We start from the raw sequence: 13,972 nt of genomic DNA on the forward strand, positions 1-13,972 counted from the left end.
AAAAGGGGTCAGTGCGACATGAAAATGGACAGTATTAAAAACGGACAGCAATCGAAACGGCAATAACAAAAACACCCGCCTTCGGGTAGAAGGCGGGTGTGGGCATGACAGAAACGTTTAGCGTGCCTGCAACTGGCGATGCAGTCGATGGCGACGCTCGAACTCGCGCACCCGCTGGCGGGCAAACTCGATGGTTTGCGCCGTCATGACGCTGCGGTTCTCGTCTTTCAATTCACCGCCCATGTGACGCACCACCACCATGGCGGTTTCCACCATGGCCTCGAAGGCAGCGGCGCTATCCAGCGCACCGGGCAGCGGCATCAGGAAGGTGATGCCCGGGGTGACGAACTCGTCCATCTCTTCGATAGGGAAAGTGCCGGGCTTCAGCACGTTCACCATGGAGAACTGCAGCTCGCTCTCGGCGCTTTCGGTTTCGAACCGGTGGAAGACACCCATGGTACGGCTGTAACGCAGGCCACACGCCATCATCAGTTCAAGAAGCTTGCTGCCGTCGAACCCTTCCGGGTCGCGAGACAGCACGCTGATGACGATCATCTCTTCGGCATCGGCCAGGGTTTCTCGTGCGTGTTCGCCGTTGACGTCGTGGCGCAGCGCTTTCTCCAGCGTCGGATGAGCGCGTACCACGCTTTCGCGTGCCTCATAGGCAGGCTCTTCATAGGCACCATCGAATTCTGCGTAGGCATCATCGTAGTCGGCAGCATCGGTGCGACCTGCATCATAAGCCGCATAGCGGTCATCATGATGGGAAGCACCATCGTCATAGGCACCGCGGGCAGCGGCGGGGGCTGCGTAGCGGTCGGCGTCATCGTAGCTGTCCAGCGCCGGGGCCTTGCCACGCGAGGTGCGTTTGGCAGCAGCGTCCGTCGCCGCCAGCTCGCGAGCCTGGGCTTTTTCCTGAGCAATGCGCGCTTTTTCTGCTTCTGCCGCTTCCTTGGCCACGCGGCGCTGCTCGGCCTCCAGGGCTTTGCGCTCGGCTTTCTGCTTGGCCAGCGCTTCGGCACGCTTGGCTTTTTCGGCTTTCTTGATGGCTTTCTGTTTGCGGCGTTCGATGATACGGCGCTTGAAGGAGCGGCCAATACCTTCGAAGTCGACCAGGCGGTAGCGGTCTACCTCGTCGTCATCCAGCTCGTCCACGTCGCCTGCGATATCCGAACGCAGCTGCCGACGCCTGGGCGTCTCGGAGGACTTGGCAAAGACGGCATCTTCCGGCTCGGCGCGCAGCACCGGCTCGGCATCGGGTTCCGGCTCTACGGCGCTCAGCGGCGTGCTTTCCGGCGTGTCCGTGGCGGACAGAACAGGCTCGACGCTCTCAGCGGCAGCGGCCGCCGTGGCTTTGTGGTCGTCTTCGGCAGCCGGTGTGGTGGATAAGGGCTCAACCGCAGGCTCGGACACCGTAGGAGCTGCCGTTTCTGGAGAAGGCTGCTGCTGGATGGCTGACTCGACGGGAACCGGAGCAGCAGACGCCACGGCGATAGCTTCAGGAGCCACAGATTCTGGGGCTGCAGTTTCTTCTGACACCAGAGATTCTGGAGTCTTGGCTTCTGAGACGGTGCTTTCTGAAGCAATGGCTTTTGAAGCGATGGCTTCTGGAGCAGTGGCTTCTGAAACAGTTGAAACAGTGGCTTCTGGAGCTACAGCTTCATGCTGAGACGTCGGCTCACCCGCAAACAGGCTGGGCTCACGGCGGGGCTCGCTATGGGCGGCTTCTCGGGAAGCAGCGGACGCTGCCTCGGGCATGGCACTGTGTGCAACAGGAGTTGAGACGGGCGACGGAGACATCGACGGTTCGGCACGCGATGGAGCCGCCTTCGGGGGCTCGCTGCGCTTGGCGGTCTCACCGTTCGCTGCTGCCGCTTGGGCCACGGCAGGTTTGGAAGACTTCGAAGTAAACGACTTTGCGTTTGCGGTCACGGATTGAGCAAACGAGCGGCGGAAGTCAGAAAGGACTTTGGAAGGCCCGGGGTGGTCCTGACGCTTCAACTTGGGCTTTTGGCCCAGACCACTGTAATCGGCGGGTTTGACGACCCGAGCACCGCCATTGGGCAGTTCCCAGTTGATTTCCGCTTCCTTGGCCTCGTCACTCAACTCTTCCGGCTTGACGGCGGGCAGATCCTTGCCAGCCTGATCCAGCTGCGGGACACGCCGTTGACGCTGAAGCCTTCGCGCACCATCAACGACGATGAGCGACACCAGAGCCAGTCCTAGAATGATTAACCACTCTCTTAATTCCATGTCGAGCATTCCATGGGTCAACTAACCGGTTACCAGATGCAGCGCGTGCGCGGCACCCAAATATGGGGGACCTTCTTATCAAGATACGTTTAGTGCCAAGCATAGCGCGATTATTACAAAAAGGGCCACTTTTTGCAGGCATTTGCACTTTTAAACTTGCATATACGCTTTTTAGGCCAATCTAAAGACCTTATCAAGCCCACAAAGTGCCGCTATCGAGTGGTCACTTTCTGACCTCTCTGAGTAGCCACCAGCGTTTGCCAAAACGCGCTGGCGAAAGGGCTGGCCAACTGGCGCGGCCGTGTCAGCTGTATGGCCACCGGCACGTCCCACTCCGGGGGCAGCGCGCGCACCAGGCGCCCTTCCGCAACTTCTTGTTCGGAAAGACTTTCAGGCAGCCAGGCCAACCCCTTGTTCTCGATGGCCATGGACATCAGCACGGCGGCCAGATGGCTGCTGAAATGGGCCTGGGAAGAGAGTGTCGCGGGCTGCCGCTGACCCAGACGATGGCGCAAGATGCGCCCTAGCCCCGAGGCGTCAGTGTACGCTAAATAAGGAAAAAAAGAGGAAGCCGCGCCAAGCCCCAGCTCGCGCCCCACCAGAGGAATCAATCGATCCTGACCGACGGTGAGACTCTCGAAGTGTTCCGCTTCCAGAGGGGAGTCGACGGCGGGGTCTCGATGGCTCAATAAAAACTGTGCCGTTCCGCGCAGTAAGAGCTGCTCGCAGTTGGCCATGGTATCGGAGTGAAGTTGTACGGCATGCAGCGCGGCACTTTGCTCTTGTTGGCGTATCCAGCGCGGAAAGAAAGTAAACGAGAGTGAATGAGTGGCCGCAAACTGGAGCGCCGCCGTCGCGCGCTGGGCAACTTCCTGAGCTTCACTGCGTAAACGATAGAGTCGCCCTGCGGCATCGATGACACTGGCCTGAATATGCTGGCCCGCCTCGGTCAACGTGGTGCCTTGGGGCGTGCGCACGAAAAGGGCCACCCCCATCCACTGCTCCAGCGCTCTGATTCGACGGCTGAACGCGGGTTGCGTCACATGTCGCGCCTGGGCGGCACGGATGAAACTGCCGTGTTCGGCCAGGGCATTGAAGTCTTCCAACCAGTTCAGTTCCATCGCGGGCAATGCCATTTCAGCATGGGGTAGCTGACTAATAGCATTAGTCAGCCGCCACTGTCACCCCCTATGGTGATGCGACCACTGTTTGAGGAGCCTGCCATGCGTATTGTGGAAATTCGTGAGAAAACCGTCTCTATCGCCTCCCCCATCGCCAATGCGTACATCGACTTTTCCAAGATGACCTGTTCGGTGGTGGCGGTCGTCACCGACGTCATCCGTGACGGTAAGCCTGTGATTGGCTACGGATTCAACTCCAACGGACGCTATGGCCAGGGTGCTCTGATGCGCGACCGTTTCCTGGATCGCATCAAGGAGGCCGACCCGGACAGCCTGATCGACCATGCGAACGACAACCTGGACCCGTTCGCGATCTGGAAAACCTTGATGACCAACGAGAAGCCAGGCGGTCACGGCGAGCGTTCCGTGGCGGTAGGCACGATCGACATGGCCATCTGGGATGCCGTCGCGAAAATCGAGGGCAAGCCGCTGTATCGCCTGCTGGCCGACCGGTATCGCGGCGGGCAGGCCGACGACAAGGTGTGGGTCTATGCGGCAGGAGGCTATTACTACCCCGGCAAAGACCATTCCAAGCTGCAGGATGAGATGCGTAGCTACCTGGACCGCGGTTACGAGGTAGTGAAGATGAAAATTGGCGCGGCCTCTCTGGATGAAGACCTGCGCCGTATCGAGGCCGTGCTGGAGGTGGTGGGCGATGGCAGCCGCTTGGCGGTCGATGCCAACGGGCGGTTCGACCAGCAAACGGCCATTGCCTACGCCGAGGCAATGAAGCCTTACCGCCTGTTCTGGTACGAAGAGGCCGGAGACCCGCTGGATTACGCGCTGCAGGCGGAACTGGCCAACCATTACAGCCTGCCCATGGCCACCGGCGAAAACCTGTTCTCCCATCAGGATGCGCGCAACCTGCTCCGTCATGGCGGCATGCGCCCAGACCGAGATTTCGTGCAGTTCGACTGCGCGCTTTCTTATGGCCTGGTGGAGTACATGCGCACGCTGCAAGTCATGGATGAGCTTGGCTGGTCCTCACGCCGCGTGGTGCCTCATGGTGGCCACCAAATGTCGCTGAATATCGCAGCGGGGCTGCACCTGGGAGGCAACGAGTCCTACCCGGATGTTTTCCAGCCCTTCGGTGGCTTTGCCGATGGCATTCGCGTCGAGAATGGCTACGTGGGGTTACCGGACATTCCCGGCGTGGGCTTCGAAGCGAAATCGGCGCTGTACGCGGTGATGCGAGAGCTGGGCGAAGGCTAATCCACCAGCGCGGCGGCTTCGTCGATGCCCACCGACACCAGCCGCGAGACGCCGGGCTCCTGCATGGTCACCCCCATCAGGCGCTCGGCGGCTTCCATGGCAATCTTGTTGTGGGTGATGTAGATGAACTGGACGTTCTCCGACATCTCCTTGACCAGCTTGGCATAGCGCCCCACGTTGGCATCGTCCAGCGGCGCGTCCACCTCGTCGAGCATACAGAACGGCGCGGGGTTGAGCTGGAAGATGGCAAACACCAGCGACAGCGCCGTGAGCGCTTTTTCGCCACCGGACAGCAGGTGAATGGTGCTGTTCTTCTTGCCCGGCGGGCGTGCCATGATCGCCACACCGGTTTCCAGCAGGTCGTCTCCCGTGAGGGTCAGCCAGGCAGCCCCGCCACCGAACACTCGGGGGAACAGGGTTTGCAGCCCGGTATTGACCTGTTCGAAGGTTTCCTTGAAGCGCACCCGGGTTTCCTGGTCGATGCGCTTGATGGCGCGCTCCAGAGTCTCCAGCGCTTCACTGAGCTCTGCATGCTGAGCTTCCAGATAGTTACGCCGCTCCGCCTGCTGGTCATACTCTTCGATGGCCGCCAGGTTGATGGCGCCCAGGCGACGAATCTTCTCGGAGGTATTCTCCAGCCGCTCCTGCCAGGTGGGTTCGCTGGCGTCCTGGGGCAACGTTTCGGCCAGTTCATCGGCATTGTGTCCCAGCTCCGCCAGCTGCTCGTCCTGGGTGGCCGCCTTGAGCGCCAGCGCTTGCACATCCATGCGCCGCTGCTGTAGCTGTTCGCGACTCTGCTCCAGATTGCGCTCGTGCTGTTGACGGGCCAGCTCGTCATTGCGCAGCTGCTCGGCCAGGGCCTGGGCCTGCTGGCGCGTCTCGTTCAGGCGGCGCTCCTGCTGCTCGCGCTGATGCAGCAGCTCTTCCAGCTCTTCGCTGGCGAGTTCATCCGGCTCTACCAGCATTTCCCGAGACTCTTCCAGCTCGGCAATGCGCAGGGTCAGCCGCGCCTCGCTATCGCTGGAGCGGGATTGCTGGGCTTGAAGGCTGTCACGCTCCGCCTTCAACCTTTCCCGCTCCAGCGCCAGCGCCTGTTGCCGTGCCTTGAGCGGGGCGTGCTGCTGATTGAGCCGCTCGCGCTGCTCACGCTGTTGATGGCGCTGCTCGGCGCTGGTTTCTCGGGCTTCGGAGGCGGCTTCCAGCTGCTCCATGGCGGTATGCCAGCGGGCGCGCTGCTCTTCCAAAGTAAGCGTTAACTCCGCCTCATCCTCTTGCAGCTGGGCCAGCTCATCGTCCAGCTCGGCGGCACGGCCTTGCAGATGCTCCAGCCGCTGGGCCAGGCGCTGCTCCTGGATGGCCAGCTGTTGGCGGGCACTGGCGTGATCACGCTCCTGCTCGGCCTGCTGCTCACGCTGCTCCTCCAGCGCGTCCAGCGCCTCGCTGGCCGCATCGCACTGCGCATCGAGCAGCGCCAGCGCCTCTTCGGCCTGGGCGCGCTGCTCGGCAAGCTCGGTGAAGCGGCGGCGGGTCACCAGCAGGGCATCCACGCCTTCGCCGTTGGCCTGCTGATGCAGCCACCCCCGCCCACGCCAGACACCATCGCGGCTGACCACGCTTTCACCCTTGGCCAGGCTGGGCAGCAGCGCCTCAATGTCATCCGCGCTGTCGACGAAGTGAATGCTCGCCAACCACTCGCTCAAGGCCCCCGCCCCGGTGACCAGTGCGTGCAGCCGCTGGCCAGTATTGGGCAGCCCGGCGGGCAGCGCCTGGTCGATCAGGCACCAGTCGGTGGCCAACGCCTCGGGTAGTGCCTGCAACTGATGGGTAGCCACCAGCCGCGCGTTGAGCCAGGGGGCCAACAGCCAGGAAATCACTCGTTCCCAGCCCGCCGACACGTCGATGGCCTCGCCCAGCCGCGGCGCCTCGGCCAAGCCATGTGCTGCCAGCGCCTCGCTGGACTGAGGGTCGTGGTCCGCCAGGGCAGCATCGATCAATGCTTGCAGCGATGCCAGCTCGCCTTGCTGCTGGCTGAGCGCCTGACGCTGCTGGTCTCGCGCTTCCTGGGCCTGCTGATAAGCCGCCTTGGCATCGCTGAAGCGCTGCTGCCACTGCTCGCGCTGGCTCTGGAACGTGGCGGCGCGCTGGTCGGCTTCGGCCAACCGAGCGTGATGCTCGGCGTGCTCCTGGCGCAAGGCGGCCATGTCGGCCAGCTCACCGCGCTGCTGGTGGCGGCGCTGGCCTTCGGCCTGGAGGCGGGCAATACGCTGCTCTAAATCACGCAGTTGGTCTTGGCTACGGTCGGCATCGCGGCTAGCCTCGCGCCAGCGGTTTTCGGCGTCGGCCCACTGCTGTTCGGCGGCTTCCAGCGCTGGCGTTGCGTCGGCCAGGGTCTGTTCGAGCATTTCGAGCTGCTCTTCCAGCGCTTCGTGCTCGGGCAGCAGCTCCTCAAAGCGCTCGTCGATCACCGCGAGCCGCTCTTGGTCGCCCTCGCTGACCTGGCGCTGCTCGTCGAGATCCCGTCGGGCGGTGGCAATGTCGTTAGCCAGCTGCGCTTCGCGGCTGCGGCGGTGGGCTTGGTCCTGCTCTAAGCGGGCAATGCGCGTGGTGGTTTCATAAAACTGCTGCTGGTGGCGGTCCAGCACGTCGGCCAGCTCGTCGTGCTGTTCGCGGGCTTGCTCCAGGCGGGTTTCGCACTGACGCACGCCAAACACGTCTTTCTCGACGGCAATTTCCAGCTCGCGGACACGGCTCTCTTGGTGAGACTGTTCGGCCCGCAGGGTGCGGCCGCGCAGCAGCGCCAACTCGCCTTTTAAGCGGTACTCTTGCTGTTTGAGCTCCTGGTAGCGTTTGGCAGCTTCGGCCTGGCGTTTGAGGCGCTCCAGCTGCTTGTCCAGCTCGTCGCGGATGTCGTCCAGGCGCTCCAGGTTCTCCTGGGTGCGGCGCATGCGGTTTTCGGTTTCCCGGCGGCGCTCCTTGTACTTGGAGATACCGGCGGCCTCTTCGAGGGTGGCACGCAGGTCGTCGGGGCGCGCTTCGATGAGCCGCGAAATCATGCCCTGGCCGATGATGGCATACGAACGCGGGCCAAGGCCGGTACCCATGAACAGGTCGGCGATGTCCCGGCGGCGGCACTTCTGGCCGTTGAAGAAGTAGTTGGACTGCCCGTCTCGGGTGACCAGGCGCTTGACGGCAATTTCAGCGTACTGGGCATAGACACCGCCCATGCCACCGTCGCGGTTGTCGAACTTGAGTTCGATAGAGGCCTGCCCGACGGGCTTGCGCCCCGTCGAGCCGTTGAAGATCACGTCGGCCATGGATTCGCCGCGCAAGGTCTTGGCAGACGACTCGCCCATGACCCAGCGCACGGCGTCGATGATATTGGACTTGCCGCACCCGTTGGGCCCCACGATGGCGGTCATGTTGCCATCGAAGGGTACGGTGACCGGATCGACAAAGGACTTGAACCCGACAAGACGAATGGAGGTTAAGCGCATTGTGATCCTTTCCTGCAGCGAAAGTCGCGGAGGTTACTCAAAAACGCGGTTGATGACCACCTCGGCCGCTTCATCGTCCGTGATCGGGCCTACCGTGACACTCTCCAGGTCACCGAACAGGTCCCCGGGTTGCGGCGTGGCCTGACCCGAAGGCGACACACGCACCATCAGGCGCGCTTCACGCACCTGTGAGATCTGGGCATCCGCCGACATCGCCGCCGCATCGTCCAGCACTACCGTCATCGGCAGCTCTGAAACCTGGGCACGAATCACCGCCAGGGGCGGTAGCTCACCGTCCATGTCACGGGCGGTGATGAACACCGTGGCGTCGTCACTGACGCTGCCTTCCAGCTCGGCGTCCAGCGAAACATTCACCCGAATTCCCTGGCTTTGTGCGGCCGCAGCATCAGCATTTTCCGGTACGACACCCATCCGCTCCTGAGCCACACGGATACCGTCGCGCAGGGAGGCCGTCGTTTCCGGATTTTCGATGTTGGCCACGGCCCGGCGCCAGCGGTCGATGGCCGTTTCGTAATCGCCACTATCGAAGGCGTGAATGCCCAGCAGGCCGAGTACCGTGGGCTGGCGCGGGTCTAGCTCCAGCGTCTCGTCTACCAGCGCCTGTACTTCCGGCGTCAACTGACGCTCGGCCATGAAGAACTGCAGCTGTGCCATTTGCGCCAGCAGGGGCGGGATACGCCCTTCGATGGCCAATAGACGCTCCAGCGCTTCCTCGGCCTTTTCGGGCTGGCCGGTGTCGCGATAAATGGGAAACAGCGCGCTCCACACGTTGGGGTTATTGGGCTGACGCTCGGCTTCCGCTTCCATCCGCTCGGTGAACATGCTCAGCGAGCCGTCAGGGTGCTGACGCACTTCCTGCTGGATGGCGTACAGCGTCAGGTCGCCTTCGGCACCATACTGCTGGTACCAGAACGTGCTGGCACCGACCACGGCCACCATCACCAGCGGCACCATCAGGCGGCCAGCACTGGCAGACTTCAGCGGCCGACGGGTCTCGACGACGGTGTCTTCCAGCAGGCTACGCTCCAGCTCCAGGCGATCTTCCTGATAGCGCGCGTCGTCGATGTCTCCCCGATCCCGGGCGGCCTCCAGCGAGGCCAGACGGCGCTGAAAAATCGCCACGTTCTGCTCGGCCGTGGTGTCGTTGGCCTCGAAGGTTTCCAACTGGTCACGCAGCGTGCGAGCGCCGCGCATGGGTGCCACCAGCAGCCACAGCGCAGGTATCAGCAGTAAAGCAATCGCAATCCAGACCGGTGTCATGACGACCTCTCGCGGTTAATCAGGGCATTCAGGCGGGCGCGTTCTTCTGCGCTCAGGGCCTTGGCAGAGGCGTTGCGGCGGGCACGCACCACCATGATGACGACCACCAGGCCAATCACCACCAGAACGATGGGCAACCCCCACAGCAAATAGGTGCGGTTCTCCAGACGCGGGTTGTAGAGAATGTAATCGCCGAAACGCTGCACCATGTGGTTGATGATTTCGATATCGGCCTGGCCTTCGTTCAGCAGCACGTAGACGCGCTCGCGCATGTCCGCCGAGATGGGCGCATCGGAGTCGTCGATGGCCTGGTTTTCACACAGCGGGCAGCGCATGGAGGCGGTCAGGTCGCGGTAGCGCTTTTCCAGTACCGGATCATCGAACTCGCGCACTTCGATTCCGCCGGCCATGACGCTACCGGCGGTGGCCAGCAGCATGGCCGTCACTATCCAACGAATTATCGCCATTTTTCTACCTCCGGCAGGATACGGTCACGGACATCTTCCGGGGAGACATAGCCCTTGTGGTGATAGCGAATCACGCCCTCGGCATCCACCAGAAAGGTTTCCGGCGCGCCGTACACGCCCAGGTCGAAACCGAGGCTGCCATCCGGGTCAAAGATGTTGATCTCGAAGGGGTCGCCGAATTCGGTCAAAAACTCCAGGCCTTTCTCGCGGGTATCCCGATAGTTGATGCCCACCATGCGGATACCCTGATCCGCCAGTGACAGCAGCTGCGGCATCTCCTGTTTGCAGGCCGGGCACCACTCGCCCCAGACGTTGACCAGCGTCACTTCGCCGGTGAGCAGCGACTGGTCTACCTGGCGTTCGGCGTCACGCAAGGTAGTGGCCTGAAACTCGGGAAACTCCCGCGCCATGAGGGCCGAATCCCGCTGGGAAGGGTCCTGCCCCAACCCTTGATAGAGAAACAGCGCGATGCCCACAAAACCGATGGGTAAAAGAAGCAGCAGCAGGCGGCGTGTCATACCGTGGCCTCCTGTGACGGAGATTGATCACTACGTGAGGATGCAGGTTGGCGCGCGGCTGCGCGGCGGTAGCGCTTATCCGCTACGGCCAAGATGCCGCCGAAGGCCATGAGCAGGCCACCCAACCATAGCCAACGCACGAAGGGCTTGTATTGCACGCGCATGGCGTAGCTGCCATCGCCCAGGTCTTCGCCCATGGCCACGTAGAGGTCACGGAAAAAACCGGGGCGCAGCGCTACCTGGGTCATGGGCATGCCGGTGGCCAGGTAGAGGCGTTTTTCCGGTCGCATGACGAAGCTGCGTCCTTCTTCACCGCGCTGAACCTGAATGATCGAGGTATCCGCCAGGAAGTTGGGGCCACGACGATTGGTCAGTTCGGTCATGGTGAACTGGTATCCGGCAACTTCCACCGTCGTACCCGGCGACATGCGCACGTTACGCTCGATGTTGTAGTTCGACACCACGGCCACGCCCACGATGGTGACCGCCACGCCCAGGTGGCCCAGCACCATGCCCCAATAGGAGAGCGACAGCTTGCGCAGGCCCGCCACGAACGAACTGGCGTGGCGTGTCTTGTCGAACAGGTCGCGCACCATGGGCAGCACGATCCACAGCGCCGAAATGATGCCCAGCGCTACCCACAGGTTCCATTCACGGCCATACACCAGCGGCATGGCGATGCCCAGCGCCAGCGAAGCAGCGCCCGCCAGCCACAGTTTGCGCCACAGTTCCTTGCCGCTCATGCTCTTCCAGCGGGCCAGCGGGCCAAGGCCCATGAAGATACACATCACCACGGTCAGCGGAACGAACAGGGCATTGAAGTAGGGAGGCCCGACGCTGATCTTGCCCAGCCCCAGCGAATCCAGAATCAGCGGATACACGGTGCCCAGCAGTACCGTCACGGTCATGATGACCAGCAGGACATTGTTGATCAGCAGCAAGGAGTCACGAGAGAGCCAGTTGAAGCCCACCTTGTGGCTGACCCGCGGAGCACGCAGGGCAAATACCAGCAGCGACAGGGTGACCGTGATGGCCAGCAGCATCAGGATGAAAAAGCCACGGGACGGGTCGTTGGCAAACGCGTGGACCGAGGTGAGCACGCCCGAACGTACCAGGAACGTACCCAGCAAGGAGAGCGAGAAAGTCGAGATGGCCAGCAGTACGGTCCAGCTCTTGAACGAGCCGCGCTTCTCGGTCACCGCCAGCGAGTGCACCAGCGCCGTGCCCGTCAGCCAAGGCAGCAGCGAAGCGTTCTCCACCGGGTCCCAGAACCACCAGCCGCCCCAGCCAAGCTCGTAGTAGGCCCACCAGCTACCCAGCGCGATACCCACGGTCAGAAACGCCCAGGCAATGTTGGTCCAGGGGCGCGCCCAGCGGGTCCAGGCAGCATCCAGGCGGCCACCCAGCAGCGCCGCAATGGCAAACGCAAACACCACCGAGAAGCCCACGTAGCCCATGTAGAGCATCGGCGGGTGGACGATCAGCCCGAAGTCCTGCAGCAGCGGATTCAGGTCAGCGCCGTCGGCGGGCATGTTGGGCAGCAGCCGCTCGAAAGGGTTGGAGGTCATCAGGATGAACAGCAGGAAGCCGACACACACCATGCCCATGACGCTCTGCACCCGGGCCACCATGTCTCGAGGCAACTCCTTGGAGAACACCGAGGCCGCATAGCCCCAGCCTGCCAGCATCAGGCTCCAGAGCAGGACCGAACCTTCATGGTTGCCCCAGACGGCGCTGAACTTGTAGTACCAGGGCAGCAGGGAGTTGGAGTTGTTGGCCACGTTGGCCACGCTGAAATCATCCAGCATGTAGCTGGTGGTCAAGCACAGGTAGGCAATGGCCACGAACAGGAACTGGCCGGTTGCCATGGGGTAGCCATAGGCCATCCAGAGGGGGCGGCGGGTGGCGGCTCCCAGCAGTGGCATCACGGCCTGCACGATCGCCATCAATAGCGCGATGACCAGCGCAAAGTGGCCAATTTCAGGAATCATTTTAATCAGCATGAGCGCTCCGCATTGGCATTAGGCATTAGGCATTACCGAATGGTGCAGGGGTAAGCCGTTAGTAATCGCTTGCTTGTGGAACGCCCTGCTGCTCCAGGCGCTTACCCACTTCGGCGGCCTTGGCCTGGAAATCAGCGGGCGAGTAGCCAGCCTCTTCCAGTGCCTGGGCGACTTCCGGCGGCATGTAGTTTTCGTCGTGACGCGCCAGCACTTTATCGGCGTAGAGTCGGCCATCGGCCTGCAGCTGGCCCACCACCACCACGCCCTGCCCTTCACGGAACAGGTCGGGCAGGATGCCGCTGTAGTAGACCTCGACGTCGTCCACGTAGTCGGTCACCGTGAACGCTACGTCGAGGCTGTCGGGGTCACGCAGTACCGAGCCTTCTCTGACCATGCCACCGGCACGAATCTGGCGATCCAGAGGAGCATCTCCCTGGGCGATCTGTACCGGGCTGAAGAACAGATTGATGTTGGCGCGCAGCGCATACAGCGTAAGCCCCACGGCGATGGCGGTCAGCGAGACCAGTCCCAGAAAGATAAACAGCTTTTGCTTGCGTTTAGGCGTCATTGCGAACATCCCCTTGAGCAGAGTTAACCGGGTTCTGCGCAGGCGTAGCGCTATAGGGGGAAGCCGTGCGCTGCGCCTTTTCACGACGCATGCGGCGTTTGACGACCTTGATCAACTGCCGCCGCTCCAGGCGAGCGTGCAGCAGGATCCCCAACATCAGAAGCGCAGTTACGCCCCAGGCAGCCCATACATAGAGACCGTGGCCGCCCATGGCAAAGAATTCGTTTAGCGAGGCAAAGGTCATTGGCCCACCTCCTCGGCGAGTTCACGCACCCAGCGCTTGTTGGCTTCCCTGCGCAGAATTTCACTGCGGGTACGCATCAAGGCAAGCGCAATAAAAAAGCTGTAGAAGCCCAGCACCATGATCAGCAGCGGCGCCCACATTTCCATCGGCATGGCCACGCGCCCGGTGATGGTGAACGTGGCCGGCTGGTGCAGGGTGTACCACCAATCGACGGAGTACTTGATGATCGGGATATTGATGACGCCCACCATGGCCAGCACGGAAGCCGCCCGCGACCCACTGTCACGACTGGTGAAGGCGCCACGCAGGGCGATGACCCCCAGATAGAGGAACAGCAGGATCAGCATCGAGGTGAGCCGAGCATCCCACATCCACCAGGTGCCCCAGGTGGGCACGCCCCAGACGGCGCCCGAAAACAGCGCGATGAAGGTCATGGCGGCACCCAGCGGGGCAATCACGGTGGCCAGCATGTCGGCGACCTTGATTTTCCAGACCATGAACACCAGCCCGGAAATGGCCATGGAGACAAAGATGGACTGGGCCAGAAACGCAGCAGGCACATGCACGTAGATGATGCGAAAACTGTTGCCCTGCTGGTAGTCGGCGGGAGCGAACACCAGCCCCCATACGGTGCCCACGGCCAGCAACAGCGCGGCTGCCACCCAGAACCAGGGTTGCAGCTTGGCACTGATCGCATAAAACCACTTGGGAGATCGCAGTTTGTTTATAAAGCCCCACATGGTTTTCCCAT

11 protein-coding genes are annotated in these 13,972 nt (G+C 62.2%); 1 reads left to right on the top strand and 10 read right to left on the bottom strand.

Translation table 11 applies throughout. The annotated features are described in order from the left end of the window. Window positions 1-117: 117 nt before the first annotated feature. Together zipA and IE061_RS02590 are read right to left on the bottom strand one after the other, a co-directional pair. A complete protein-coding gene (zipA, locus tag IE061_RS02585; protein WP_193460884.1) occupies window positions 118-2,253 on the bottom strand; it encodes a cell division protein ZipA in 2,136 nt (711 codons plus the stop codon). 212 nt (window positions 2,254-2,465) lie between these two features. Next, entirely contained in the window at window positions 2,466-3,374 is a 909-nt protein-coding gene (locus tag IE061_RS02590) for a LysR family transcriptional regulator (protein WP_144982162.1), read from the bottom strand. Window positions 3,375-3,476: 102 nt separating this feature from the next. Between IE061_RS02590 and IE061_RS02595 the strand changes: the two genes are divergently transcribed. Continuing rightward, on the top strand, window positions 3,477-4,646 hold the full coding sequence (locus IE061_RS02595; RefSeq protein ID WP_193460885.1) for a mandelate racemase/muconate lactonizing enzyme family protein: 1,170 nt from the start codon (window positions 3,477-3,479) through the stop codon (window positions 4,644-4,646). Here IE061_RS02595 and smc read toward each other — a convergent pair. Genes smc through IE061_RS02635 form a run of 8 tightly spaced genes read right to left on the bottom strand, consistent with a single transcriptional unit; the run spans window position 4,643 to window position 13,961 of the window. Continuing rightward, window positions 4,643-8,140: a chromosome segregation protein SMC gene (gene smc / locus IE061_RS02600; RefSeq protein WP_193460886.1), complete on the bottom strand. Its 3,498-nt coding sequence runs from the start codon at window positions 8,138-8,140 to the stop codon at window positions 4,643-4,645. The genes IE061_RS02595 and smc overlap by 4 nt on opposite strands. Window positions 8,141-8,173: 33 nt before the next feature. Then, window positions 8,174-9,421, bottom strand: coding sequence for a c-type cytochrome biogenesis protein CcmI (gene ccmI, locus IE061_RS02605; protein WP_193460887.1), 1,248 nt, complete (start codon window positions 9,419-9,421; stop codon window positions 8,174-8,176). After that, the gene (locus IE061_RS02610) at window positions 9,418-9,888 is read right to left on the bottom strand and encodes a cytochrome c-type biogenesis protein (RefSeq protein ID WP_026001813.1); all 471 of its coding nucleotides are present in this window, start codon (window positions 9,886-9,888) and stop codon (window positions 9,418-9,420) included. The genes ccmI and IE061_RS02610 overlap by 4 nt, the downstream gene beginning before the upstream one ends. Beyond that, window positions 9,879-10,406, bottom strand: coding sequence for a DsbE family thiol:disulfide interchange protein (locus tag IE061_RS02615; protein WP_189462789.1), 528 nt, complete (start codon window positions 10,404-10,406; stop codon window positions 9,879-9,881). Before IE061_RS02615 ends, IE061_RS02610 begins: the two co-directional genes overlap by 10 nt. Continuing rightward, the gene (locus tag IE061_RS02620; RefSeq protein ID WP_189462787.1) at window positions 10,403-12,409 is read right to left on the bottom strand and encodes a heme lyase CcmF/NrfE family subunit; all 2,007 of its coding nucleotides are present in this window, start codon (window positions 12,407-12,409) and stop codon (window positions 10,403-10,405) included. The genes IE061_RS02615 and IE061_RS02620 overlap by 4 nt, the downstream gene beginning before the upstream one ends. 58 nt (window positions 12,410-12,467) lie before the next feature. Continuing rightward, window positions 12,468-12,977 (bottom strand): cytochrome c maturation protein CcmE, encoded by a 510-nt coding sequence (gene ccmE, locus IE061_RS02625; protein ID WP_039180034.1) that lies wholly within the window; start codon window positions 12,975-12,977, stop codon window positions 12,468-12,470. Further along, on the bottom strand, window positions 12,967-13,221 hold the full coding sequence (ccmD, locus tag IE061_RS02630) for a heme exporter protein CcmD (protein WP_189462785.1): 255 nt from the start codon (window positions 13,219-13,221) through the stop codon (window positions 12,967-12,969). Before ccmD ends, ccmE begins: the two co-directional genes overlap by 11 nt. After that, window positions 13,218-13,961 carry a heme ABC transporter permease gene (locus tag IE061_RS02635; RefSeq protein ID WP_193460888.1) on the bottom strand — a complete coding sequence of 248 codons (744 nt, stop codon included), beginning with the start codon at window positions 13,959-13,961 and terminating at the stop codon, window positions 13,218-13,220. Before IE061_RS02635 ends, ccmD begins: the two co-directional genes overlap by 4 nt. Between the last annotated feature and the right edge of the window lie 11 nt (window positions 13,962-13,972).

It is taken from the genome of Vreelandella hamiltonii, assembly GCF_014651795.1.
Classification (GTDB): Bacteria; Pseudomonadota; Gammaproteobacteria; order Pseudomonadales; family Halomonadaceae; genus Vreelandella; species Vreelandella hamiltonii.

Coding starts and splice junctions, on each gene's coding strand:
- zipA (WP_193460884.1), bottom strand. CDS start 2,253: ATGGAATTAAGAGAGTGGTTAATCATTCTAGGACTGGCTCTGGTGTCG.
- IE061_RS02590 (WP_144982162.1), bottom strand. CDS start 3,374: ATGGAACTGAACTGGTTGGAAGACTTCAATGCCCTGGCCGAACACGGC.
- IE061_RS02595 (WP_193460885.1), top strand. CDS start 3,477: ATGCGTATTGTGGAAATTCGTGAGAAAACCGTCTCTATCGCCTCCCCC.
- smc (WP_193460886.1), bottom strand. CDS start 8,140: ATGCGCTTAACCTCCATTCGTCTTGTCGGGTTCAAGTCCTTTGTCGAT.
- ccmI (WP_193460887.1), bottom strand. CDS start 9,421: ATGACACCGGTCTGGATTGCGATTGCTTTACTGCTGATACCTGCGCTG.
- IE061_RS02610 (WP_026001813.1), bottom strand. CDS start 9,888: ATGGCGATAATTCGTTGGATAGTGACGGCCATGCTGCTGGCCACCGCC.
- IE061_RS02615 (WP_189462789.1), bottom strand. CDS start 10,406: ATGACACGCCGCCTGCTGCTGCTTCTTTTACCCATCGGTTTTGTGGGC.
- IE061_RS02620 (WP_189462787.1), bottom strand. CDS start 12,409: ATGCTGATTAAAATGATTCCTGAAATTGGCCACTTTGCGCTGGTCATC.
- ccmE (WP_039180034.1), bottom strand. CDS start 12,977: ATGACGCCTAAACGCAAGCAAAAGCTGTTTATCTTTCTGGGACTGGTC.
- ccmD (WP_189462785.1), bottom strand. CDS start 13,221: ATGACCTTTGCCTCGCTAAACGAATTCTTTGCCATGGGCGGCCACGGT.
- IE061_RS02635 (WP_193460888.1), bottom strand. CDS start 13,961: ATGTGGGGCTTTATAAACAAACTGCGATCTCCCAAGTGGTTTTATGCG.